Annotated in this window: 27 protein-coding genes; 11 read left to right on the top strand and 16 right to left on the bottom strand. The window is 64.6% G+C overall.

Annotation, left to right across the window (positions count from 1 at the left end; all coding sequences use genetic code 11):
• Positions 1 to 227: 227 nt before the first annotated feature.
• The 13 genes from rpmE to ffh form a co-directional block, all read right to left on the bottom strand.
• On the bottom strand, positions 228 to 449 hold the full coding sequence (gene rpmE, locus KO516_RS07155; RefSeq protein WP_216003099.1) for a 50S ribosomal protein L31: 222 nt from the start codon (positions 447 to 449) through the stop codon (positions 228 to 230).
• 11 nt (positions 450 to 460) lie between these two features.
• Entirely contained in the window at positions 461 to 835 is a 375-nt protein-coding gene (gene rplS, locus KO516_RS07150) for a 50S ribosomal protein L19 (RefSeq protein ID WP_216003098.1), read from the bottom strand.
• A gap of 258 nt (positions 836 to 1,093) precedes the next feature.
• Positions 1,094 to 1,540, bottom strand: coding sequence for a GNAT family N-acetyltransferase (locus KO516_RS07145; protein WP_216003097.1), 447 nt, complete (start codon positions 1,538 to 1,540; stop codon positions 1,094 to 1,096).
• The gene (gene trmD, locus KO516_RS07140) at positions 1,537 to 2,349 is read right to left on the bottom strand and encodes a tRNA (guanosine(37)-N1)-methyltransferase TrmD (RefSeq protein WP_216003096.1); all 813 of its coding nucleotides are present in this window, start codon (positions 2,347 to 2,349) and stop codon (positions 1,537 to 1,539) included. The genes KO516_RS07145 and trmD overlap by 4 nt, the downstream gene beginning before the upstream one ends.
• A 32-nt stretch (positions 2,350 to 2,381) precedes the next feature.
• Entirely contained in the window at positions 2,382 to 2,930 is a 549-nt protein-coding gene (locus KO516_RS07135) for a hypothetical protein (protein ID WP_216003095.1), read from the bottom strand.
• A gap of 76 nt (positions 2,931 to 3,006) precedes the next feature.
• Positions 3,007 to 3,795 carry a hypothetical protein gene (locus tag KO516_RS07130; RefSeq protein ID WP_216003094.1) on the bottom strand — a complete coding sequence of 263 codons (789 nt, stop codon included), beginning with the start codon at positions 3,793 to 3,795 and terminating at the stop codon, positions 3,007 to 3,009.
• A complete protein-coding gene (rimM, locus tag KO516_RS07125; RefSeq protein ID WP_216003093.1) occupies positions 3,792 to 4,298 on the bottom strand; it encodes a ribosome maturation factor RimM in 507 nt (168 codons plus the stop codon). The genes KO516_RS07130 and rimM overlap by 4 nt, the downstream gene beginning before the upstream one ends.
• A 79-nt stretch (positions 4,299 to 4,377) precedes the next feature.
• Positions 4,378 to 5,184 (bottom strand): MipA/OmpV family protein, encoded by an 807-nt coding sequence (locus KO516_RS07120; RefSeq protein ID WP_216003092.1) that lies wholly within the window; start codon positions 5,182 to 5,184, stop codon positions 4,378 to 4,380.
• 130 nt (positions 5,185 to 5,314) lie between these two features.
• Entirely contained in the window at positions 5,315 to 5,680 is a 366-nt protein-coding gene (gene rpsP, locus KO516_RS07115) for a 30S ribosomal protein S16 (protein WP_216003091.1), read from the bottom strand.
• Positions 5,681 to 5,719: 39 nt separating this feature from the next.
• Positions 5,720 to 6,025 carry a chorismate mutase gene (locus KO516_RS07110; RefSeq protein WP_216003090.1) on the bottom strand — a complete coding sequence of 102 codons (306 nt, stop codon included), beginning with the start codon at positions 6,023 to 6,025 and terminating at the stop codon, positions 5,720 to 5,722.
• 111 nt (positions 6,026 to 6,136) lie between these two features.
• Positions 6,137 to 6,667, bottom strand: coding sequence for a GNAT family N-acetyltransferase (locus tag KO516_RS07105; protein WP_216003089.1), 531 nt, complete (start codon positions 6,665 to 6,667; stop codon positions 6,137 to 6,139).
• Positions 6,664 to 7,197: a GNAT family N-acetyltransferase gene (locus tag KO516_RS07100; RefSeq protein WP_216003088.1), complete on the bottom strand. Its 534-nt coding sequence runs from the start codon at positions 7,195 to 7,197 to the stop codon at positions 6,664 to 6,666. The genes KO516_RS07105 and KO516_RS07100 overlap by 4 nt, the downstream gene beginning before the upstream one ends.
• Positions 7,198 to 8,715: a signal recognition particle protein gene (ffh, locus tag KO516_RS07095; protein WP_216003087.1), complete on the bottom strand. Its 1,518-nt coding sequence runs from the start codon at positions 8,713 to 8,715 to the stop codon at positions 7,198 to 7,200.
• A gap of 476 nt (positions 8,716 to 9,191) precedes the next feature.
• Here ffh and KO516_RS07090 point away from each other — a divergent pair, with 476 nt between their 5' ends.
• The 3 genes from KO516_RS07090 (at position 9,192) to KO516_RS07080 (ending at position 11,387) form a co-directional block, all read left to right on the top strand.
• Positions 9,192 to 9,437: a hypothetical protein gene (locus KO516_RS07090; protein WP_216003086.1), complete on the top strand. Its 246-nt coding sequence runs from the start codon at positions 9,192 to 9,194 to the stop codon at positions 9,435 to 9,437.
• Between the two features lie 193 nt (positions 9,438 to 9,630).
• Positions 9,631 to 10,512 carry a LysR family transcriptional regulator gene (locus KO516_RS07085; protein WP_216003221.1) on the top strand — a complete coding sequence of 294 codons (882 nt, stop codon included), beginning with the start codon at positions 9,631 to 9,633 and terminating at the stop codon, positions 10,510 to 10,512.
• Positions 10,509 to 11,387, top strand: coding sequence for a DMT family transporter (locus KO516_RS07080; RefSeq protein ID WP_252737460.1), 879 nt, complete (start codon positions 10,509 to 10,511; stop codon positions 11,385 to 11,387). The genes KO516_RS07085 and KO516_RS07080 overlap by 4 nt, the downstream gene beginning before the upstream one ends.
• Positions 11,388 to 11,404: 17 nt before the next feature.
• On the opposite strand, the gene KO516_RS07075 is transcribed toward KO516_RS07080, so the two are convergent.
• Positions 11,405 to 11,761 carry a metalloregulator ArsR/SmtB family transcription factor gene (locus tag KO516_RS07075; RefSeq protein WP_216003085.1) on the bottom strand — a complete coding sequence of 119 codons (357 nt, stop codon included), beginning with the start codon at positions 11,759 to 11,761 and terminating at the stop codon, positions 11,405 to 11,407.
• A gap of 250 nt (positions 11,762 to 12,011) precedes the next feature.
• On the opposite strand from KO516_RS07075, the gene KO516_RS07070 reads away from it, so the two are divergent.
• The 6 genes from KO516_RS07070 (at position 12,012) to KO516_RS07045 (ending at position 15,644) form a co-directional block, all read left to right on the top strand.
• Positions 12,012 to 12,383: an AtpZ/AtpI family protein gene (locus KO516_RS07070; protein ID WP_216003084.1), complete on the top strand. Its 372-nt coding sequence runs from the start codon at positions 12,012 to 12,014 to the stop codon at positions 12,381 to 12,383.
• Positions 12,373 to 13,167, top strand: coding sequence for a F0F1 ATP synthase subunit A (locus KO516_RS07065; protein WP_216003083.1), 795 nt, complete (start codon positions 12,373 to 12,375; stop codon positions 13,165 to 13,167). Before KO516_RS07070 ends, KO516_RS07065 begins: the two co-directional genes overlap by 11 nt.
• Before the next feature lie 77 nt (positions 13,168 to 13,244).
• Positions 13,245 to 13,469: a F0F1 ATP synthase subunit C gene (locus KO516_RS07060; RefSeq protein ID WP_009505655.1), complete on the top strand. Its 225-nt coding sequence runs from the start codon at positions 13,245 to 13,247 to the stop codon at positions 13,467 to 13,469.
• An 86-nt stretch (positions 13,470 to 13,555) separates the two neighbouring features.
• On the top strand, positions 13,556 to 14,107 hold the full coding sequence (locus KO516_RS07055; RefSeq protein ID WP_216003082.1) for a F0F1 ATP synthase subunit B': 552 nt from the start codon (positions 13,556 to 13,558) through the stop codon (positions 14,105 to 14,107).
• Between the two features lie 5 nt (positions 14,108 to 14,112).
• Positions 14,113 to 14,676 (top strand): F0F1 ATP synthase subunit B, encoded by a 564-nt coding sequence (locus KO516_RS07050; protein WP_216003081.1) that lies wholly within the window; start codon positions 14,113 to 14,115, stop codon positions 14,674 to 14,676.
• A 158-nt stretch (positions 14,677 to 14,834) separates the two neighbouring features.
• Positions 14,835 to 15,644, top strand: coding sequence for a division plane positioning ATPase MipZ (locus tag KO516_RS07045; RefSeq protein ID WP_216003080.1), 810 nt, complete (start codon positions 14,835 to 14,837; stop codon positions 15,642 to 15,644).
• On the opposite strand, the gene KO516_RS07040 is transcribed toward KO516_RS07045, so the two are convergent.
• On the bottom strand, positions 15,641 to 16,207 hold the full coding sequence (locus tag KO516_RS07040; protein WP_216003079.1) for an HdeD family acid-resistance protein: 567 nt from the start codon (positions 16,205 to 16,207) through the stop codon (positions 15,641 to 15,643). The genes KO516_RS07045 and KO516_RS07040 overlap by 4 nt on opposite strands.
• Before the next feature lie 161 nt (positions 16,208 to 16,368).
• Here KO516_RS07040 and KO516_RS07035 point away from each other — a divergent pair, with 161 nt between their 5' ends.
• Complete coding sequence (locus KO516_RS07035) at positions 16,369 to 16,767, top strand: hypothetical protein (RefSeq protein WP_252737459.1); 399 nt, start codon at positions 16,369 to 16,371, stop codon at positions 16,765 to 16,767.
• On the opposite strand, the gene KO516_RS07030 is transcribed toward KO516_RS07035, so the two are convergent.
• Positions 16,768 to 17,232: a GNAT family N-acetyltransferase gene (locus KO516_RS07030; RefSeq protein WP_216003078.1), complete on the bottom strand. Its 465-nt coding sequence runs from the start codon at positions 17,230 to 17,232 to the stop codon at positions 16,768 to 16,770.
• A 189-nt stretch (positions 17,233 to 17,421) separates the two neighbouring features.
• Here KO516_RS07030 and smc point away from each other — a divergent pair, with 189 nt between their 5' ends.
• Positions 17,422 to 20,877: a chromosome segregation protein SMC gene (smc, locus tag KO516_RS07025; protein WP_216003077.1), complete on the top strand. Its 3,456-nt coding sequence runs from the start codon at positions 17,422 to 17,424 to the stop codon at positions 20,875 to 20,877.
• Positions 20,878 to 20,955 lie beyond the last annotated feature (78 nt).

Here is a 20,955-nt window from a genome sequence, read left to right as displayed (position 1 = left end):
GGCCGGTGGCAAGATTTGCTCCCCGAGCAGCGGGGCAGCCTGGCACCGTTGATCAGGCAGTTGGGGCACCACGGCCGCTTCGCGCCGCCATGCCAATCTTTCATCAGCGGGGTCGTGTCCCGTTCCCCCAGTCGGGAGGCAAGCGCGATGGCAACCCTGACACGTGCCCCTGAACGAAAAACGCCGCCCCCGAAGGAGCGGCGTCAAGCAGTGCCAAGAGGCGTGGATCAGAAACCCAGACCTTCGTACTTCTTCTTGAACTTCGACACGCGGCCGCCAGCGTCGAGCAGGCGCGACGTTCCGCCGGTCCATGCCGGGTGAACGGTGGGGTCGATATCCAGCGACATCTGGTCGCCTTCTTTGCCCCATGTGCTGCGGGTCTGGTAGATGGTGCCGTCGGTCATCTTGACGTTGATGACGTGGTAATCGGGGTGGATGCCGGATTTCATGGCTTCTCTCCTTACGCGCCGAGCGGCTTGTAGTTGGTGACTTCGGCGATACGGGCCGACTTGCCGCGGCGTTCGCGCAGGTAGTACAGCTTGGCGCGACGAACGCGGCCACGGCGCACAACCTCGATGCTGTCGATGTTGGTCGAGTACAGCGGGAACACGCGCTCGACGCCCTCACCAAAGGAAATCTTGCGAACGGTGAACGAGCCCGCGATGCCCTTGCCGTTCTTGCGGCTGATGCACACGCCTTCATAGGCCTGCACACGGGTCCGGGTGCCTTCGGTCACCTTGTAGCCGACGCGAATGGTATCGCCGGCCTTGAAATCGGGGATGGCTTTCCCCAGCGAGGCAATCTGTTCTGCCTCGAGCTGTGCGATCAGGTCCATCTGACGCTTCTCCTGGTTGCTCACGGTTGGTCCGTGAAGATGTCTCGCGCCCCAGAGCTCCGCGTCTTTGATCGGGTCCGCATCACATGCGCCCGCGGGAGGTTACCGGCGTCGTTCTCTTTATATGGGTCTTCGGGGCCTTCCGGGTCCGCCAAAGCAGCGGGTCAGGCAACACCAAAGAAGCCCGCGCGACTCGTTGGCTGCGCAGACGAGCTGCGTATAGGCGCAGGGGGCGCGCCGATCAAGGGAAATATGGGGCTAGAGCGGTTTCTTGAACCCGGCATGGCTTTGCTGAAAGCCAAGCCGCCGGTAGAAGCGATGCGCGTCGGTGCGGCTCAGATCCGAGGTCAATTGCACCAATGCGCAGCCGCGCCGCCGCGCTTCGGCGATGGCCCAGTCGATCAGTGTGGTGCCAAGCCCGGCGCCGCGGGCATCGGCATGGATGCGCACCGCCTCGATGGTGGCCCGCAGCGCACCCTTGCGTGACAGGCTGGGCGTCATCGACAGTTGAAGCGTGCCGATCACCGCGCCGCCCCGGTCCATCACCATAAGGCAGATATTCGGATCGGATTCGATGGCCTCGAACGCCTGAATATAGGCCTGCGCCACCGCTCCGCCGGTTTCCTCGCGCGCAGCGCCAAGCGGGTCGTCTGCGAGAAGGGCGACGATGGCGGGCAAATCATCGCGGGTGGCGCGGCGGATCATTTCTTGCCCTCATGCGCGGCCCAGAGATCGGGGCGGCGGGTGCGGGTGATGTCTTGCGACATGGCGCGGCGCCACTTGGCGATTTCGCCGTGATGACCCGACATCAGCACCGGCGGGATGGCGCGGCCCTTCCACTCGGCGGGCTTGGTATATTGCGGATGCTCGAGCAACCCGTGTGAAAAGCTTTCCTCGTCGGTCGACTCGGCATTGCCAAGCACCCCCGGCAGCAGCCGCACGGTGGCATCCAGCAGCGCCTGCGCCGCCAGTTCTCCGCCGGTCAGGACGAAATCGCCCAGCGAGACCTCGGTGATGTTGTAATGCTCGATGACCCGTTCATCGAGCCCCTCGAAGCGGCCACAGATCAGCGTTGCGCCAGGGCCGCGGGCAAGGCTTTGTGCCATCGCCTGATCGAACCGCCGCCCGCGCGGCGACAGGTAGATGATCGGGGCGGCAGGGTGGATGCGGGCGCGGGCGGCGTCGATGGCGTTGCCCATCACATCGGGGCGCAGCACCATGCCCGCGCCGCCACCGGCGGGGGTGTCATCGACGTTGCGATGCTTGCCAATGCCAAAATCGCGCAGGGGGATGGGGTCAATCTGCCAGATACCATCTTGCAAGGCCTTGCCGGTCAGCGACAGGCCCAGCACCCCCGGAAACGCCTCGGGGAACAGCGATATGACCTGCGCCGTCCAGGCGCGGGCTAGCGCCGGGCTGGACTCGACCAGCTCGCGCGGCTTTGCCGCCGCGCGAATGGTCTTGCGGCCGTGGGATTTCGGGGTCGGCGCGGAAGGGGTTTGATCGTCGCTCATGCGCAACGCCTTAGCGCCTTGCCCGGCGCGGCTCAAGCGGCGCGTTGCTCGGCGATGCTAGGCTCCGAAGTGCCATGTCCGGAAATGCGGTCGCGGATTTCCAGCACCCGGTCGGGATGCACGAACTGGTCCGACAATTCCGCGGCGCGTGCCGGGCCGGCTTCGACCAGTTCCTTGAGCTTGCAGAGCTGAAGCAACTCGGCATTGCCGAGCGTCGATGCATCGCCATCATGCCAGTGCTCGATGATGCGGCCGAAGAGTTCGGCAAGCGCAGGGCTGGCGCAATCATGCGCGTCGCCGGTCAATACCGCGTCAACGGTGGCGCGCATCTGGTCGGTTGCGGGGGCCTTGGCCAGCGCCCGACGCAGCGCAGGGCGGCGCATCAAATTGGGTTTGTTGGCGCGGCTGTCCAGCAGACGCGCAGCAAGGGTGGCCGCGCGGGACAAACCCGGACGCACGCCGAGCGTGCGGATTGGCGCGGAAATATTATTGAACGCGGGCGACAACACTGCCCAGGAGGAAAACAACTTGTGACGAACAGTATCCACAATTTTCTCCATTTTTTTGAAACTATTGCACAAGGCTTTTCCCCGGGGGCGCGCTAAAATCAAGAGGAATTCCGTAAATACCGAGACTTGCACTCCCCAAGGGATGCCGTCAGGTCACGTTGCCTTGTTTCTGCGCAAGCCTGCGCATGGTCTTTTTGGCTTCGGAAAGCGCCTCGTCCTCCAGGCCGCTGCGATTCAGCGCCAGAAGCACCTCGGCAATTCCCAGATCCGGCTGCTGGTTCATCGGCGGCGGACTCACCAGAAGGTTGCGAATCTGATCCGGCAGGCTCAGCAGATCGAGCAGGGGGCTCAGCGGGCCTTCGGGCCGCAGGGTGCTGTCTTCGAGCGGGCAGGACGCGGTGCGGGCCGCAACAGCGCCGACGATGGCAGGCAGGTCCGCGGCGTCGGGAAGCCCCTGCGAGAATTGGTCGAGATCCTGCGTCAGCCGGGTCGAGCGCAGGTTCTGCCACCAGCAAGAGCGCAGCCACGGGTCAGGCGCACGGGTGCTGAAATAGAACGTCAGATCCAGCGAGGGGCCGAACCAATGCGCGGCGTTCTCTGCGATCAGCGCCAGAATGGTTGGGGCGGCGTCGTAGCGGGTGATGCCGTTGCGGCCGGGCATGTGCCCGCTCAGATCCTCGGAAGAGATCAGCACCGGGCGCGGATCGTCGCGCCCGATGCCACGAAAGAAGCGCAGCGCGTTGCGGCCGATGGCGTCTCGGTGTTTGTCGCTGCGGCTCACCGAATAGCTGCGGGCGGAATGGGCCAGCGGCTCGAAATCCTCGCGCAGGTACAGCCGCAGATGCGGTTCCAGCAGCGCCCGGTTTCGGGACAATGCGATCTGGACAGTGCTGGTACCGGTCTTGTGAAATCCTGGGTGAATGACGACAAGCGTCATTCCAGCAGGCCCTCGGGCGGGTCGGCCACGATGCGCCCCGCCGCAAGGTCGATCGTCGGCACCGCTGCAAGGGTAAAGGGCAGCAGCACGGTTCTGGAGGCGCCGGGCACGATCAGTTCAAGAAGATCCGCCGCACCGTGGTTGAGCACTGCCTTGACCGTGCCGATCTCGACCCCGCCGGGGTCGACCACCGTCAGGCCGATCAGGTCGGCATGGTAATATTCGTCATCGGGCAGCGAGGGCAGCCGGTCGCGCGGCGCAAACAGCTGCGTGCCGTTCAGGGCGTCGGCGTCTTCCTTGCTGCGCACGCCGGACAGGCGCGCCGCAAAGCCGCCCTTGAGTGGGCGGGTGATCTGCACATCAAAGCTGCGGCTGCCGTCTTCGGTGGTCAGCGGCGCGTAATCCGCGATGGCTTCGGGATCGGCGGTAAAGCTCTTGAGGCGGACTTCGCCATGCACCCCGAAGGCGCCTGAAATCGTGCCGACGCAGATCGTATCGCTCAAGTTGCGTTCCTCTGAACATGAAAACTCCGGGTCACTGGATAGACCAGTGCCCGGAGCCTTTGCAATCATTCCCGCAGGATCAGAACCGAAGCCGCATCACGCGGGTCACACCCAGCCGCACGGTCCACTGGTCGGGATCGTCGACAATTGGGCTGTCGGCGGCATCGTTGCGGTAGTTTTCCCATGTCACCGCGCCTTCGATGCCCCAGTCGTCGTTCAACTGGTAGGTGGCGCCCATCTCGACGCCAGCGGACAGCAGCCCGCCATCGGCGTCGAAGGCACTGCGCGAAGCGGTGGCCTCGTCGCTGTCGACGCCGAAATAGGTGTTGGCGTAGCTGTCGTTGCCCCAGAACAGGCGCGGGCCCATGGTCAGCTTCCAGCGCTCGTCGGGGCGGGCGATGATGTCCATCCCGGCTTCGCCGACCCATCCCTCGCTACCGCCAAAGCCGCGGCGCACATTGCCGAAGACCTCGTAGGCGTTGCCGGTGTAGCTGACTTCAAAGCCAAGCTCGACGGTGGCGTCGATGTCATCCATGCCGCGCAGCGTGTCGTGGTCCGACGAATCGCGCTCGGAGATAAAGCGGAATGAGCCGCCGAACCCGAGGCCCATCGCATCGTTCCACGGATCGCTGTCGCCAAGGCTGAAGCCATTGTTCAGCGTCAGCCCGTGGAAGCTGAAGCCAAGGTCTGGGCCTGCCGAGTAATCGTCGGAGCCGAAGAAATCGGGGGCGCTGGCAACGCCGCCCCGCAGCGAGAACACCACGCCGGGCGACGTTCCCTGCGTCGACAGGGTTTCCTGCGTCGACAGGGTTTCCTGCGCCGAAGCGGTGCCGGCGATCAGCGCGGCGGCAAGCGGCAGGCAATAGGCAAGGCGAGCGATGAACATTTGGCAGGACCCCGGGCAAAGCGGTACGAGAGAAGACTAGCGTGATTGCCACGAAATGACAGCACCAATCAAACGACAAAGGCGCGCGGGATGATTTCCCACGCGCCCCATGCAACCTTGCAACAGTGGATTACTCTGCTGCGGTCTCTTCGCTTGCTGCGGCAACCTTGGCGGCCTTGGCTTCGGCGCGCTCGGTGGCGGCTTTGCCCGGCTTGGCCTTGTCGGGGTTGTTGCGCACTTTCTTTTCAATGACGCCAGCGGCTTCGAGGAAGCGCGACACGCGGTCAGTGGTCTGGCCGCCCTGGCTGATCCAGTACTGAACGCGCTCGACGTCCAGCTTTACGCGGTTTTCGTCATCCTTGGCGAGCAGCGGGTTATACGTGCCAACCTTTTCGATGAAACGACCGTCGCGCGGCATGCGCGAATCGGCGACGACGATGGCGTAGTGGGGGCGCTTCTTGGAACCGCCGCGGGCGAGCCGGATTTTAAGAGCCATTGGGTTTTCTCCTTTGAATGGCGTTGCTGACGGGGGCCGTCAGGATTGGTGATGTTCGTGGTGCTTGATGACTTCCTGAATGATGAAATTCAGGAACTTCTCGGCGAATTCCGGATCGAGATCCGCCTGACTCGCCAATTCCCTCAGCCGCGCGATCTGCTGTTCTTCCCGCGCGGGATCGGATGGAGGCAGCTCGTGGGTGGCCTTGAGCACCCCCACGGCCTGCGTGTGCTTGAACCGTTCGGCCAGCGTGAAGACAAGGATCGCATCGAGCCTGTCGATGCTTTCACGGTGCCCTTTCAGAAGGGATGCGGCGCGCGCAACCGGGTCGATGGTTTCAGTCAATGGCCCAGCCTTTCGGTTTGAAGAGGGAAACGGCGAAAATCGCCATCGCGATGCCATGCGCTGTCGCCCGAAGGGCGGCGGTCGCGGGGCGGTGCTGTTCGCAGGCGGCGCTCATCCCAGCACCTCGTCCGGGCCGGGGTGGCGGAACAGGTCGTCTTCGCCCATCGCAACGTTGGTGTAGGTCCGCTCATAGCGGGCCCCAAGCCGTTCGGCGAGCTTTGCCGAGCGGGTATTGCCGGGCACGATGTTCGAGGTTAGCGTGGTCAGGCCGAGGTCTTCGTAGGCGTAGCGGCGCACCCGCAGCGCGGCCTCGTAGGCGATCGAGCGCCCCTCGAAACCGGCAAAGGTCACCCAGCCGATTTCCGGTTCGGGCCAGCCTTCGGGGTTCCAGATGCCGCACAGACCGGCGGGCAAACCGCTGTCTTTCAGTTCGATGGTGAAATAGCCGTAGCCGCGCAGCAGCCAGTGCCCGAGATTGAGCGTGAACCAGCGCCACGCGTCGGAGCGGGTATCGCTGCCGCCAAACCCGTCGGAGCGGGGACGGTCCATCAGGAAGGCAATCACGGGCTCTGCGTCCGACGCGATGGGGCCGCGCAGGATCAGGTTTTCGCTCTCAAGGACAGGGGCGGCGACAAGGCTCATGCGTAGGCCTCCGGGTTGCCGTCGGAATCGGGGTTGTGGCGGAAGACAAGGCAATCATCCGGCGTGTCGCCATCGGGCAGGGGCGCGGCGGGGTCGTGGATCGCGCCCAGCCGTTCGGCCAAGGCGCGTGACCGGGTGTTGGCCGGGTCGACGTAGGATACCAGCGTGCCGAACCCCTGCGACCAGGCCCAATGCAGCGCGGCGGTCGCGGCTTCGAACGCATAGCCCTTGCCCTCGGCCGTTTCCAGCAGCGTCCAGCCGATTTCGCATTCGGGGAAATGCGGCGGCTGGCAGATGCCGACCTGGCCCAGAAACACGCCATCGCGGGTTTCGATGCCCCAAGCGCCGTGGCCCATCAGGTCCCACATCGCCACCTCGGACGCCATCCAGCGCCACGCGTCCAGATGCGACACCGCCCCGCCCATATAGCACGCACGATCCGTCCCGAGCAGCGCGCAAAGCGCCGTCAGGTCGGCCATTGTGTGGCCCCTCAGCGTGAGCCGAGGCGTATGCAGGACAGGGGCTGGCATTTACTTCTTCTTGCCGAATCCGCCAAGGCCGGGGGGCAGGCCACCGCCGCCGCCCAGACCGGGAAAGCCACCCAAGCCGCCGGGCATCTTGCCGCCCATCGCCTTGGCCGCGGCTTCGATTTGCTTGGGGTCCATTTGCGACGGGTCCATGCCTTCGGGCATGCCGCCCTTGCCGAACATGCCCTTCATGGCCTGTTTCAGCATGCCGCCTTTGCCCATCTTGCCCATCTTCTTCATCATGTCGGACATCTGCCGCTGCATCTTCAGCAGCTTGTTGAGATCGGCCACATCCATGCCCGCCCCTTTGGCGATGCGCTTCTTGCGCGAGGCCTGAAGCAGCGCGGGGTTGGCGCGTTCCTTCTTGGTCATGGAATTGATCAGGGCGATCTGCTGGCGCAGAACCTTGTCGTCCATGCCGGCATCGTCCATCTGCTTGGCCATCTTGGCCGCGCCCGGCATCATCTGAAGCATCGCGCCCATGCCGCCCATCTTGATCATCTGATCGAGCTGCATCTTGAGGTCGTTCATGTTGAACTGACCCTTGGAAAAGCGCTTCATCATGCGCTCGGCCTGTTCGGCCTCGAGCGTCTGCTGCGCCTTTTCCACCAGCGCGACGATGTCGCCCATGCCAAGGATGCGGCCCGCGACCCGGTCGGGTTCGAAGGTTTCCAGCGCGTCCATCTTTTCGCCAAGGCCGACGAACTTGATCGGCTTGCCGGTGATCGCGCGCATCGACAGCGCCGCACCGCCGCGCCCGTCGCCATCCATCCGGGTCAGCACCACGCCGGTGATGCCGATGCGGCTGTCGAAGTTTTCCGCCGTGTGCACCGCATCCTGACCGGTCAGGCCGTCGACCACCAGCAGCGTCTCGCGCGGGTTGGCGACGTCGCGCACCGCTTCGACCTGTGCCATCAGCTCGTCGTCGATCGACAGGCGACCGGCGGTGTCGAGCATGTAGACATCATAGCCGCCAAGGCTGGCCTGGGTCTTGGCGCGCTTGGCGATGGCCACCGGGTCTTCGCCCTTGACGATGGGCAAGGTGTCGACACCGATCTGCTTGCCGAGGATTTCCAGCTGTTCCATCGCCGCCGGGCGGTTGACGTCGAGCGAGGCCATCAGGACCTTTTTCTTGTCACGCTCCTTGAGCCGCTTGGCCAGTTTGGCGGTGGTGGTGGTCTTGCCGCCGCCCTGTAGGCCCACCATCAGGATCGGCGAGGGCGGTGTGTCGATGCGCAAGCTGCCGGGCTCGCCTTCGCCGGCAAGCGTGGCGATCAGCTCGTCATGGACGATCTTCACGACCTGCTGGCCGGGGGTGATGGATTTGGTGACCGCCGCGCCGGTGGCCTTTTTCTCGACCGCCTTGATGAACTGGCGCGCCACTGGCAGCGACACATCCGCCTCTAGCAGCGCAACGCGCACCTCGCGCAGGGCCGTGCGGACGTCATCCTCCGACAGCGCGCCCTGCTTGGTGAGCCGGTCGAAGACGCCGCCAAGGCGATCAGAGAGAGTCTCGAACATGGGGCCACTGGCCTTTCGTCTGTTGATCCATCGTGCCCCGAAGATGGGGGCGGCGCCGTTAATTCCAATGCGCCAAAGCGGAATGGCCTCCGTGGGCGCAACGCGCTGACGGAGGGCGATCCCGGGCCTGGCCCAAGGGACCGGAGGCACAATACGGCATCCGGAGTTGCGCGGGAGGTACCCTCTTGGCGCCGCCGAGTCAAGGATTGCAGGGCTGAGGCCCGGCGCAGGTTGATTTGCGCGCCCGGACAGGATAGCGACTCGCATGTTCCGGCGACTGGTCGGGGCCGGGTTTCGCATTATCTGACGATCGGGTGCTGCTTGACCGGATTCAATGTGACGCCGAATTACGCAAACGGGCCACACTCGCCCGGTTTTCCCGCGGATGTTCGCTGCTGCAGAAAATCAGGCTAGCCGATTCGCCCTGAACGCGCTAAGACCCAATCTAGAAACACGCATTTCAAAGGTGACTCACCATGAAAACTCTTATGACTTCGGCCGCTCTCTTTGCCGCTCTGTCGACCTCGGCCGCCTTCGCACAAGAGCCGGTTGCAGTCGTCACCGTCGATGACCCCTATGCCGTGACGTCGGGCGGCGTAGAGATTCCCGGCGATGCGCTGGCAGCAATGGGCGGCGCAGCCGTGATCATCGCGATCCTCGCGTCTTCGGACGGCGACAGCGACGGCTCCTCGTCGACCACGACCACCACGACCACCAACTAAGGTGATCGACCTGCGCGGCCCTGCACAGGGTGCGCAATTGCAGAATTTTCGAAACGCCCGGGGCCTCCCGGGCGTTTTTCTTTGTGCAGTATTCTGTCAGATGTGGCCGCGAGAGGCGGTTTTTATTGCAATTTCGAACAGGGCTGCGTCATATCGGCGGCGAAAGTGACCATACGCACAGGCCGATTGCATGATGACGAACTGGGACGAGATCCGCACCGCCTTTCAGGTGGCGCGGCTTGGCACCGTAAGTGGCGCCGCCGAGGTGCTCGGAGTGCACCACGCCACGGTGATCCGTCACATCGATGCGCTTGAACAGCGGATGGGCGTCAAGCTGTTCCAGCGCCATGCGCGCGGTTACACCCCAACCGAGGCCGGGCGCGATCTGGCCCGCGTCGCCCAGACCACCGATGACCAGTTCCAGCAGCTTGCCGGGCGCATTCGCGGGCAGGGCGAGGGGGTGTCTGGCGAATTGCTGGTCACCTCGCTGATCAATTTCTACCCGCTGATGGTTGGGGCGCTGACCTCGTTCCGCGCCGCCTACCCCGAGATCGTGGTGCGCTACATGACCGGGGCCCGGCTGTTCCGCCTTGAATATGGCGAAGCGCATGTGGCGCTGCGCGCTGGCGCTGTCCCGCAAGAGCCCGATAACGTGGTGCAAAGCTTTCCCCGGCAGGAACTGGCGCTTTACGCCTCGCGCAGCTACATCGCGGCGCGCGGCATGCCCAAGGAAGGGTCTGATTTCGCTACGCATGATTTCATCGGCTATGACGATCTCGAGATCCGCGCGCCCTTTGCCATCTGGATGCGTGCCAATGTGCCGCCCGAACGCGTGGTGTTTCGCGCCGAAGATGGGCGCGTGCAGCAGGCCGCGGTGAAAGCGGGCGCCGGGGTGGGTTTCATGTCTGTCCAAGAAGCCGCCAAGGATCCCGATCTGGTGCAGGTGCTGCCCCCGCGTGAGGAATGGTCGTCGGCGCTGTGGCTTGTGACCCATGTCGATTTGCACCGCACGCCGAAGGTGCAGGCCTTTCTCAAGCATCTCAAGGATTATGCGGCGGGCATGTCTGCCGCATGAGCCCGCAGGCTCAGGGCCATCTTGCCATGCTTAGCTTTTCGGCGCTGGTGGCCGGAAGCTTCGCGCTAGGTTCGATGGCGGCGCCGCAGATTGCGCCGGTGGCGCTGAACGCGGTGCGCTTCGTGATCGCGGGGGCGCTGCTGGCGCTGGTCGCCGGGATCAGCGGCAAGGTGACGCGCCAGAGCCTGCGCGCGCCGTGGCGCTATGGCGTGCTGGGCGGGTTGATGATCGCCTATTTCGTGCTGATGTTCGAAGGGCTGAAATTCGCGGCGCCGGTCAGCATGTCGGCGGTATTCACCCTGACACCGCTGATGGCGGCGGGGTTTGGCTGGTTTCTGGTAGGCCAGCGCATGACCCGGCGCATGGTGCTGGCGCTTGGCGTCGGTGCGACCGGCGCGCTGTGGGTGATCTTTCGTGGTGACCTCGGCACCCTGTTCCGGCAGGGCATCGGGCGCGGCGAGGCGGTGTATTTCATCGGTTGCGCCGCCCATGCATTCTATGCGCCGCTGGTGCGGCGGCTCAACCGGGGCGAGCCGGCGTTGGTCTTTACGCTCTGGACAAACCTTGCGGGCACCGCGCTGCTGCTGGTGATCGGTGCGCCCGAGATCATCGCGACCGACTGGGCAGTGCTGCCGGGCATCGTCTGGCTGACCATCGTCTATACCGCTGTCGCGGCGACGGCGATCACCTTTGTCTTGCTGCAATACGCTGCGCTGCGCCTGCCTGCTGCCAAGGTGATGGCCTATACCTATCTGACGCCGTCCTGGGTGATCCTGTGGCAGATGGCGCTTGGCAAGGGCTTGCCGCCGGCGATGATCCTTGTCGGCGTGGCGATGACCTGCCTTGCTCTCGTGCTGCTTCTCAAGCAGGACTGACGCCGGGCAGGCGCGCCTTAGTCGTGGGTATTTCCGGCGCTGGCTTCGGCGTGATCGCTCAGTTCGGATGCAAGGAACCGCTCGAAGGCATCAAGGTTGACCGGCTCGACCAGCCCGAAACCGAACATCCAGACCGAGGCTTCGCGCAGCGCGTCCGGTTCGAGCTTGCACCATTTCACTCGGCCCAGCTTGTCCTGACTGATCAGCCCCGCCGAGGCGAGGATGGCAAGGTGTTTCGAGATCGCGGCAAGCGACATGTCGAAGGGCTCGGCCACGTCGGTCACCGCCATGTCATCCTCGAGCAGCATCGCAAGGATGCGGCGGCGGGTCGGATCGGCGAGTGCGGCAAAGACGGCGGAAAGCGTGTCGGTCATGACCGCCATAAGCGGCGCGGCGGTGCCCGGCGTCAAGCCGCCGGAGCACAGTCAACCGCAGGGTTGAATATGCCTGCGCCTGCCCGATGGCGCTAACTGCGAGTGATTTCGGGACGGGTGGATCTGCGGCCATATAAATAATATATGTAAATCAACGTCTTGGCGTGCGAGCAAGAAAGAGTTACCGCTTCTTGACTCAGGCCCCCTCAGCCCTTAGCACCCTTCTGGAACCTCGAAGGGGCAAGACAGGGTGAACGATCCCGATCCAAAGCGGCAACTCGACGCGCTGGAGGCGAAGATCGCGGCGGCGAAAGCTGCCCGGGGCGACACCCGCAAGCACCAGGAGGAACATTATTCGCAAGCGCAACACGCTTGGCGGATGGTGACGGAGATGGTGGCCGGTCTGGGGATCGGCTTTGGCATCGGCTACGGGCTTGACGCGGTCTTCGGAACGCAGCCCTGGCTCATGGTGCTGTTCACATTGCTGGGCTTCGCGGCGGGGGTCAACGTGATGATCCGCACGGCGCGCGAGCTGCAAAACAAACAGGTGGCCGAACTGGCCAGGGACAACCCGGCCGAAATGGCCGACGAGACCGAAAAGAGGGACCGAGATGGCGACTGAAGCAGCGCACGGTGCAGAGATGGCGGAACATGGCGCAGGCCATGCCGAAGAGGCCACCGGACTCGTCTTCCACCCGATGGACCAGTTCATCGTCAAGCCGCTGTTCGGCCATGGCGATGTCGGCATGTTCACCATCACCAACGTGACGCTGTGGCTTGGCATCGCCATCCTTGCGATCTTTGCGCTGATGGTGCTGGGCACCTCGCGCCGCGCCATCGTTCCTTCGCGCACCCAGTCGATCGCCGAACTGGCCTACGGCTTCATCTACAAGATGATCGAAGACGTGACCGGCAAGGACGGCCTGCGGTACTTTCCCTATATCATGACGCTGTTCATGTTCATCGTGACCGCCAACTTCCTTGGCCTGATCCCGATGAGCTTTACCACCACATCGCATTTCGCCGTGACCATCGTGCTGGCGCTGGCGGTGTTCCTGACCGTGACCATCCTTGGTTTCGTCAAGAACGGCCCGTCCTTCCTTGCGATGTTCTGGGTCAGCTCGGCGCCGCTGGTGCTGCGTCCGGTGCTTGCGGTGATCGAGATCATCTCGTATTTCGTGCGCCCGGTCAGCCACTCCATTCGTCTTGCCGGCAACGTCATGGCAGGCCACGCGGTTCTCAAGGTCTTTGCGGGCTTTGCCGCTGTCGCCGCCGTCTCGCCGCTGACGGTTGTCGCGATCACCGCCATCTACGGGCTCGAAGTGCTCGTGGCCTTCATTCAGGCCTACGTGTTCACGATCCTGACCTGCGTCTACCTCAAGGACGCGCTGCACCCGCATCACTGACGACGGCCGGGCCATCTGGCCCGCGCCCCCCGCACACCCCTCTTCAAGATCACTTCCAGACGTAAGGAGATACCCCCATGGAAGGTCAACTCGCACACATCGGCGCAGGTCTCGCAGGTCTCGGCACCGGTCTCGCCGCTCTCGGCGTCGGCAACGTTGCTGCAAACTTCCTGTCGGGCGCGCTTCGCAACCCGTCGGCAGCTGCTTCGCAGACCGCCACCCTGTTCATCGGCATCGCCTTCGCCGAAGCACTCGGCATCTTCTCGTTCCTCGTTGCCCTGCTGCTGATGTTCGCCGTCTAAGACGGTACCAAAGCATCCTTACGCGCGGGCGGCCCTCTTGCTGAGCGGCCGCCCGAAGTAAAGACAACGTTCCGACGGAGGACAACATGGCGACCACACAACTCGCCGAAGATCTTGCGGGCTTTTGCGTCGACCAGCACGGCTCCGCCATCGGGATGCCCCAGCTTTGCGCCGACTGGATTCCCAACCAGATCTTCTGGCTGCTGATCGCCCTCGTGGTGATCTTTTTCATCCTGTCGCGCGTCGCTCTGCCGCGCATCGCGTCGGTTCTTGCCGAGCGGACCGGCACGATCACCAATGACATCGCGGCTGCCGAAGAGCTGAAGCGTCAGGCGTCCGAGGCCGAAAAGGCCTATGACAAGGCGCTTGCCGACGCCCGCACCGAAGCTCAGGCCATCGGCCAGCGCACCCGCGACGATATCAAGGCGCAGCTCGACGTCGCCGTGGCCAAGGCCGACGAGCAGATCGCCGCCAAGACTGCCGAATCCGAAGCTGCCATCGCTGAAATCCGCGCCTCTGCCGTGCAGAACGTCGAGATAGTGGCGAAGGATACCGCCCTTGCCATCGTTGCGGCACTTGGCGGCAAGGCCGACGCCCAGACGGTTTCCGCCGCGGTCGACAGCCGTCTGAAAGGATGAGAGACATGCGCAAGCTGACCCTGACCACCGCTTTTGGCATGTTTGCAGCCAGCCCCGCGCTGGCCGCATCCGGCCCGTTCTTCTCGCTGCGCAACACCGATTTCGTGGTGCTGATCGGCTTCCTGCTGTTCCTTGGGGTGCTTGTGTATTTCAAGGTGCCGTCGCTGCTGGGCAACCTGCTCGACAAGCGTTCGACCGGCATCCGCAACGAGCTCGACGAAGCCCGCGCCCTGCGCGAAGAAGCGCAGACGCTGCTGGCCTCTTACGAGCGCAAGCAGGGTGAGGTTGCGGCGCAGGCCGACAGCATCGTGAAAAACGCCCGGGTCGAGGCCGAAGCGGCTGCGGCGCAGGCGCACAAGGATCTTGAAGCGACCATCGCGCGCCGTTTGCAGGCCGCCGAAGAGCAGATCGCCTCGGCGCAGTCCGCAGCGGTGAAAGACGTGCGCGATCGCGCTGCGATGGTGGCGGTTGCCGCTGCGCGGGACGTGATTGCCCAGCAGACCTCGGCTGCCGACAAGGACCGTATGATCGACGATTCCATCTTGGAAGTCGGTGCCAAGCTGCACTGATCCCGCGGTTTCAGCAATCTGTCAAAGCCCGGCCTTGCGGTCGGGCTTTTGTCGTTTCCGAGGGGCGGAAATCTGGGCAAGATCTTGCCGATCACGTCTTGATGAGGTAGCGCGATTGGGCCGGGCGGCAGATCCGGACCCCAACAGATGAGGCAGATGTGGCGCATATCATTGTTGTCGGAAACGAGAAGGGCGGGGCGGGGAAATCCACCGTCTCGATGCATGTGGCGACCGCGCTGGTGCGCATGGGTCACCGGGTGGGTACGCTTGATCTCGACATGCGGCAAAAGACCATGGGGCGCTATTGTCAGAACCGGACGGCGTTTCTTGATTCCAAGGGCATCGACCTGCCGACCCCCCGGTACATCGAACTTCCCGAGGTTGCGCCCGAACAGCTTGCCCCCGGCGAAAACGTCAACGACCGCCGTCTGACCGAGGCGCTGGCGATCCTCGAGCCGCAGTCGGATTTCATCCTGATCGACTGCCCCGGTTCGCACACACGGCTGAGCCAGGTCGCGCATTCGATGGCTGACACGCTGATCACGCCGCTCAACGACAGTTTCATCGATTTCGACTTGCTGGCGCGGATCGACGGCGCGACGGATCGCATTCTTGGCCCGTCAGTCTATTCCGAAATGGTCTGGGGGGCGCGCCAGTTGCGGGCGCAAACCGGGCGCCCGCCGATCGACTGGATCGTGCTGCGCAACCGGCTTGGCGTGCAGCAGATGATCAACAAGCAGAAGATGGAGAGCGCGCTTGATCGGCTCTCCAAGCGGATCGGTTTCCGCATCGCGCCGGGGTTTTCCGAGCGGGTGATCTTTCGCGAACTGTTTCCGCGCGGGCTGACGCTGCTCGATCTGCGCGATATCGGGGTGCGGGCGCTGAATATCTCGAACGTTGCCGCGCGGCAGGAATTGCGCGACCTGCTGGTCACCATCAACCTGCCGGGCGTCACCGTCAAATTCTAGCGCCGGGCGCGGATCTTCAACGACAGCGCGGTCAGCCCGACGCCGGTGCTTAGCAGGTCGACGCCTAGGAACAGGCCCAGCAAGCTGCCGGGTTCACTGGGAAGCGCGACGATGACCAGCACGCCAAGGATCAACGAGACGGCCCCCGATGCGACCAGCCAGCCCCAGCCGGGCAGATGGCGCATCATCAGCCCCAGCCAGATCCGCAGCACGCCCGAGGCGATGAAGAAGCCCGCAATGAGCAGCGTCAGCGACACGATGCCCATCAGCGGGTTGGCGATCAGCGACACGCCGAAGGCAAGGATCAGCAGGCCCAGAAGGCCCGAGAGCCCGCGCCCGACGCCGCCACCCTCGTCCTGAAATGCGATCCACATCTGAATGGCCCCCCCGAGGGTGAAAATGCCCCCGGCAATGGCCACGGCCGTCAGCGATGCAGCGAACGGGTTGAGAAACGCCATCAGCCCGCCGACGATCAGCAGGGCGCCAAGAATGAGCATCCAGCGCCAGTCGGGGCGCAGGGGCCGTGGCGTGCGGCGGTTGGTGCTGTCGGCATGATCGGTCATGATCGCTCTCCATCTTTCTATAAACCGAACGAGCCCGCGCAGAGCCGGTTCCATGCCAAGATGTCGCAGCGGCCATCTCGAAACCGAAAGGCGCGTGGGCTGAACGTGCCAAGGTAGCAACGTTCAGCAGCTGTTAACCAATTTGGCCGTCTAATGACGAGATGAAAAACATCAGCCTCAGCTTCGTGGCCTTGTTGGCCGCCTGCAACATGGGGGGGCCGGGGTTCTATGGCGTAACGCCGGTCACGCGCAAGGTCGAGGGGTCGACCTTCGTGATGCGGTTCAGGGATGACATGGCCGAAGTGATCCGCACCAATCCCGAATTCCCGGCCCGCTACGGCCCGATTTCCGAGCGGGCGCAAAAAGCGGTCTTCCTTGAAACCGGCTGCAAGCCGGCATGGGTGACGGGCGATCCGGCGGTGATGGTGATGGGGCTTAGCTGCCATGGCCGCCCGGCCCCGAAGGAGCCGCGCAAGCGCATCATCTCCTGCGACATCATGGGTAGCTACATCAACGATCGTCTGGGCGGCGAGGCAACGCTGGAATGCTCCAAGCGCTGATCAAGATGGCGCGCTGACCGCCTTTTCGTAGAACAGGCTGGAGCCGTTGGTCTGATAGCCGCCGAATGGCTCACGCCTTGTGTAGCCGTAGCGCTCGTAGAGCGACACCGCAGCCGCCAGCTTGTCGCCTGTCTCCAGGCGTAGAAGATGCAGCCCTTCGCGCTCGGCGGCGGCTTCGAGATGTTCGAGCAGCCGTCGCGCCACGCCGATGCCGCGTGCCACCGGGGCTACGAACATCGACTTCACCTCGCCATAGCCATCCTTGTGTGCCAGCGCGGCGCAGCCCAGCAATTCGCCATCTTCCACCGCGCCGTAAAACGTGACCGACGGATCGCACAGTGCCTCGATATCAAGATATGCGTTGGCTTCGGGTGGAAACAGCGAATCCATCAGCGCATGGCTTTCGGCAAGCAGGGCAGCAGCGCGCGGATCGCGGGGCGAAACCAGTGTTATGGCAAGAGGCATTGGCAGCTCCGTTTCAGTCCGGCGATGAAACGCGCTAACATTCCGTAGGTCAATCCCTTAGATGGTCGTGGTTCACGCAATATCTTGTGGATAATCTGTGATCATCCGCGATATGCAGGCCAAATGGTTTGACAGTACCGGCCTGCAACGGCGAAACTGTCCGGCGCAACGGAATCAGGGCAGTATCAGGTGCAGTTCTCACGTCTTCGGCTATCAGGCTTCAAGAGCTTCGTCGATCCCACGGAACTTGTCATTGCCGACGGGCTGACCGGCGTGGTCGGGCCCAATGGCTGCGGCAAGTCCAACCTGCTCGAGGCGCTGCGCTGGGTGATGGGGGAAACCCGCGCCAAGGCGATGCGCGGATCGGGCATGGAAGACGTGATCTTCGCGGGTGCCTCGACCCGCCCGGCGCGCAATTTCGCCGAGGTCTGCCTGACCATTGACAATTCCGACCGGCTCGCCCCGGCCGGGTTCAATGATACCGACCAGCTCGACATCGTGCGCCGGATCACCCGCGACGTCGGCTCTGCCTACAAGGCCAATGGCAAGGAAACCCGCGCCCGCGACGTGCAGATGCTGTTCGCCGACGCTTCGACCGGCTCGACCTCTCCGGCGCTGGTGCGGCAGGGACAGATCGCCGAGCTGATCAACGCCAAGCCGCGCAACCGGCGGCGCATTCTCGAAGAAGCCGCGGGCATTTCCGGCCTGTACCAGCGTCGCCACGAGGCGGAGCTGAAGCTGTCGAGCGCCGAGGCCAACCTGCTGCGCGTCGATGACGTGGTCGAACAGCTGGCCGGACAGCTCGGGCAACTGGCCCGGCAAGCCCGGCAGGCGGCGCGCTACCGCGCCATCGGCGAAGAGCTGCGCCGCGCCGAAGGGCTGTTGCTGTTCCGTCGCTGGAAAGAAGCCGACGACGCCCGTCTGGCCGCCGAGACCGAATATCGCAGCCACGTCACCGGCGCGGCGCAGGCCGAGGGCGCCGCCCGCGCCGCGGCAAAGCTGCGCGCCGAGCGCGAGGAAAAGCTGCCATCGCTGCGCGAGGAAGAGGCGATCGCGGCGGCGATCCTTCAGCGCCTGACGGTGCAGCGCGACACGCTGTCAGATCAGGAAAGGCGCGCCGCTGAAACCATTGCCGCGCTGACCCGCCGCATCGCCCAGATGGCCAAGGACATGGAGCGCGAAGGCGGGTTGAACCGCGACGCCGGCGAAACCATTGCCCAGCTCGAGGCCGAAGCGCAAGCCTTGGCCGATGCCGCCGAGGGGCATGAGGAACGCCTTGAAGAAGCCTCCGAGGCCGCGTCCGAAGCCGCCGCTACCTTGCACGAGCGCGAGGCCGACCTTGCGCAGCGCACCGAGGATGTGGCGCGGCTTGCCGCCCGCCACCAGTCGGCGCACCGCTTCCTTTCGGATTCCAAGCGGCTGGTCGAGCGCTATGATGGCGAGGCCGCCCGTGCCCGCGCCGCCGTGGCGCAGGCCGGCGATGTGGCTGCCGAGGCCGCTCAGCTGATGGACGACGCCCGCGACGCCGCCGAAGCTGCGCAGGAGGCTGCCGAAGCCGCCGAAGAGCATCTCGCCGAAGCCGACGCCGCGCGCTCTGAAACCGCCAGTCTCGAGGCCGAGGCCCGCGCCGAACGTTCCAGCGCCGAGGGCGAGTTCAACGCCTTGCGCGCCGAGGTCACCGCCTTGGCCCGGATGCTCGATCGCGACACTGCCGAGGGCGGTCAGATCCTCGACCGGCTTCAGGTGCAGCAAGGCTATGAAAAGGCGCTTGGCGCAGCGCTTGCCGACGATCTGCGCGCCCCCGAAGTCGATGCCGACGGCCCCACCGGATGGTCGGCGCTGCCCCCCTATGACGACAGCCAGCCGCTCCCCGCCGGGGTGACGGCATTGTCGCAGCATGTCTCGGCGCCCGAAGTGCTGGGCCGGCGGATGTCGCAGATCGGGCTTGCCTCTGCCGTTGATGGCGCTCGCCTGCAACCGTTGCTGCGCCCCGGCCAGCGGCTGGTCAGCCTCGAGGGCGATCTGTGGCGCTGGGATGGCTACCGCGCATGGGCCGAAGATGCGCCCTCTGCCGCCGCGCTGCGGCTGGAACAGCGCAACAAGCTTGAAACGCTCAGGCAGGAGATGGCCGAGGCGACCGCCCGCGTCGATGAAATGCGCGCCGCGCATGAGACTCTGGTGGCGACACTGGCGCAACAGACCCAAGCCGACAAAAACGCCCGCGAGGCCCGCCGTCTGGCCGACCAGAACCTGAATGACATGGTCCGCGCCGCCAACCGCGCCGAGGCCGACCGCAACATGGCGACGGGCAAGCTGGAAAGCCTTGCGATGGCGGTCACCCGCCACGAAGACGACGCGACAACCGCGCGCAAGCAGCTGCTCGAAGCCGAGCGCGCCGTCACCGATCTGGGCGATCTGGAAACTGCCCGCGCCGAGGTCGAAGACATCAAGGTCACGGTTGAAGCCGCCCGCATGACCATGATGACCCGCCGCTCCGCCCATGATGAGCTGCGCCGCGAAGGCGACGCCCGCAAAAGCCGGGCGCAACAGGTCGCGAGGGATCTGTCGGGCTGGCGCAACCGTCTGGACACGGCGGAAAAGCGCAGTGCGGAACTGGCCGAGCGCAAGGCCGCCGCCGAGGACGAACTGGAAGAGGCCGTCGCGCTGCCCGCCGAACTGGCGGAAAAACGCGACGAGCTGAACGAGACCATCGCTCGCGACGAGGCCCGCCGCGCCGCCGCAGCCGAGGCGTTGGTGCAGGCCGAAACCGCCCTGCGCGAAGCCATCTCTCATGAGCGCGACGCCGAACGGCTCGCCTCCGAAGCACGCGAAGCGCGGGCGCGCTCCGAGGCCCGCGTCGAGGCCGCGCGCGAAACGGTCGATTCCGCCGCCGCCCGCATTCTCGAAGATCAGGAAACCACGCCGCAAAACCTGCTGGACCGGCTTGAAACCGCACCCGAAGACATGCCCCCGTCAGATCGCATCGAAGCCGATGTGAACAGGCTGAAACGCCAGCGCGACGCGCTTGGCGCGGTCAACCTGCGCGCCGAGGAAGACGCCCGAGAGATCCAGACCGAACACGACACGCTCGCCAGCGAAAAGACCGACCTCGAAGAGGCGATCAAGACCCTGCGCTCCGGCATTGCCTCGCTGAACCGCGAAGGGCGCGAACGGCTGCTCACAGCGTTCGAGCAGGTGAACAGCAACTTCCGGCTGCTGTTCACGCATCTGTTCAACGGCGGCGAGGCCAACCTCGTGATGGTCGAATCCGACGACCCGCTCGAGGCCGGGCTGGAAATCATGTGCCAACCGCCGGGCAAGAAGCTTTCGACTCTGTCGCTGTTGTCGGGCGGGGAACAAACCCTGACCGCGATGGCGCTGATCTTTGCGGTGTTCATCGCCAACCCCGCGCCGATCTGCGTGCTCGACGAGGTCGACGCGCCGCTCGATGACGCCAACGTCACGCGCTTCTGCGACCTGCTGGATGAAATGTGCCGCCGCACCGACACCCGCTTCCTGATCATCACGCATCACGCTGTGACCATGTCGCGGATGGACCGTCTGTTCGGGGTCACGATGCAGGAACAGGGCGTCTCGCAACTGGTCTCGGTCGATCTCAAAAGGGCCGAAAAGCTCGTCGCCTGACCTCTCCTGTAAGTCAAAGGCGCCGCGCCCGCCCTTCTTCTGGCCGAAAATATCCCGGGGGTTCGGGGGCTGGCCCCC

Origin of the sequence: Citreicella sp. C3M06 (assembly GCF_018860705.1) — a bacterium.
In the GTDB taxonomy this organism is placed as follows: Bacteria; Pseudomonadota; Alphaproteobacteria; order Rhodobacterales; family Rhodobacteraceae; genus Salipiger.
Note: the sequence above shows the minus strand (reverse complement) of the source record. Positions and strands in the feature narration are given on the sequence as shown.

What these genes read in the sequence shown, in the direction of transcription:
- rpmE (WP_216003099.1), bottom strand. Translation starts at nt 449, where the DNA reads ATGAAATCCGGCATCCACCCCGATTACCACGTCATCAACGTCAAGATG.
- rplS (WP_216003098.1), bottom strand. Translation starts at nt 835, where the DNA reads ATGGACCTGATCGCACAGCTCGAGGCAGAACAGATTGCCTCGCTGGGG.
- KO516_RS07145 (WP_216003097.1), bottom strand. Translation starts at nt 1,540, where the DNA reads ATGATCCGCCGCGCCACCCGCGATGATTTGCCCGCCATCGTCGCCCTT.
- trmD (WP_216003096.1), bottom strand. Translation starts at nt 2,349, where the DNA reads ATGAGCGACGATCAAACCCCTTCCGCGCCGACCCCGAAATCCCACGGC.
- KO516_RS07130 (WP_216003094.1), bottom strand. Translation starts at nt 3,795, where the DNA reads ATGACGCTTGTCGTCATTCACCCAGGATTTCACAAGACCGGTACCAGC.
- KO516_RS07120 (WP_216003092.1), bottom strand. Translation starts at nt 5,184, where the DNA reads ATGTTCATCGCTCGCCTTGCCTATTGCCTGCCGCTTGCCGCCGCGCTG.
- rpsP (WP_216003091.1), bottom strand. Translation starts at nt 5,680, where the DNA reads ATGGCTCTTAAAATCCGGCTCGCCCGCGGCGGTTCCAAGAAGCGCCCC.
- KO516_RS07105 (WP_216003089.1), bottom strand. Translation starts at nt 6,667, where the DNA reads ATGAGCCTTGTCGCCGCCCCTGTCCTTGAGAGCGAAAACCTGATCCTG.
- KO516_RS07100 (WP_216003088.1), bottom strand. Translation starts at nt 7,197, where the DNA reads ATGCCAGCCCCTGTCCTGCATACGCCTCGGCTCACGCTGAGGGGCCAC.
- ffh (WP_216003087.1), bottom strand. Translation starts at nt 8,715, where the DNA reads ATGTTCGAGACTCTCTCTGATCGCCTTGGCGGCGTCTTCGACCGGCTC.
- KO516_RS07090 (WP_216003086.1), top strand. Translation starts at nt 9,192, where the DNA reads ATGAAAACTCTTATGACTTCGGCCGCTCTCTTTGCCGCTCTGTCGACC.
- KO516_RS07085 (WP_216003221.1), top strand. Translation starts at nt 9,631, where the DNA reads ATGACGAACTGGGACGAGATCCGCACCGCCTTTCAGGTGGCGCGGCTT.
- KO516_RS07080 (WP_252737460.1), top strand. Translation starts at nt 10,509, where the DNA reads ATGAGCCCGCAGGCTCAGGGCCATCTTGCCATGCTTAGCTTTTCGGCG.
- KO516_RS07075 (WP_216003085.1), bottom strand. Translation starts at nt 11,761, where the DNA reads ATGACCGACACGCTTTCCGCCGTCTTTGCCGCACTCGCCGATCCGACC.
- KO516_RS07065 (WP_216003083.1), top strand. Translation starts at nt 12,373, where the DNA reads ATGGCGACTGAAGCAGCGCACGGTGCAGAGATGGCGGAACATGGCGCA.
- KO516_RS07060 (WP_009505655.1), top strand. Translation starts at nt 13,245, where the DNA reads ATGGAAGGTCAACTCGCACACATCGGCGCAGGTCTCGCAGGTCTCGGC.
- KO516_RS07055 (WP_216003082.1), top strand. Translation starts at nt 13,556, where the DNA reads ATGGCGACCACACAACTCGCCGAAGATCTTGCGGGCTTTTGCGTCGAC.
- KO516_RS07050 (WP_216003081.1), top strand. Translation starts at nt 14,113, where the DNA reads ATGCGCAAGCTGACCCTGACCACCGCTTTTGGCATGTTTGCAGCCAGC.
- KO516_RS07040 (WP_216003079.1), bottom strand. Translation starts at nt 16,207, where the DNA reads ATGACCGATCATGCCGACAGCACCAACCGCCGCACGCCACGGCCCCTG.
- KO516_RS07035 (WP_252737459.1), top strand. Translation starts at nt 16,369, where the DNA reads ATGAAAAACATCAGCCTCAGCTTCGTGGCCTTGTTGGCCGCCTGCAAC.
- KO516_RS07030 (WP_216003078.1), bottom strand. Translation starts at nt 17,232, where the DNA reads ATGCCTCTTGCCATAACACTGGTTTCGCCCCGCGATCCGCGCGCTGCT.